Genomic DNA, 310 nt, shown 5'->3' with positions numbered 1-310 from the left:
GACGGCTATCGGTATCAAGCATTTACTACAGTGTTTGATGAGCTTTATTACTACCCTGAACACATGATGTCTCATGTATTCAATAAAACTTTACTTCTTCCAGATTGTTAAAGAACGAAACAGCAGTGATCTCTAAAAGATCAAATCTAAATCTCGGGACTTAGATTTGACATCTCAAAAACGTGGTGGAGGATGACGGGATCGAACCGACGACCCCCTGCTTGCAAAGCAGGTGCTCTCCCAGCTGAGCTAATCCCCCTACATACTCACAAAAAAGTGCAAACCTACTTTTTTGTGGATCGAGGTAAAA

At 41.6% G+C, this 310-nt stretch carries 1 tRNA gene; it reads right to left on the bottom strand.

Annotated features, from left to right (window positions below):
* Positions 1–183 precede the first annotated feature (183 nt).
* Positions 184–259 (bottom strand) — tRNA-Ala (locus GM672_RS27990).
* Positions 260–310: the final 51 nt, after the last annotated feature.

The sequence above is a fragment of the Pseudoduganella buxea genome (genome assembly GCF_009720835.1).
In the GTDB taxonomy this organism is placed as follows: Bacteria; Pseudomonadota; Gammaproteobacteria; order Burkholderiales; family Burkholderiaceae_D; genus Rugamonas; species Rugamonas buxea.
The sequence above is the reverse complement of the archived record's forward strand: the minus strand, read 5'-3'. Positions and strand labels throughout refer to the sequence as shown.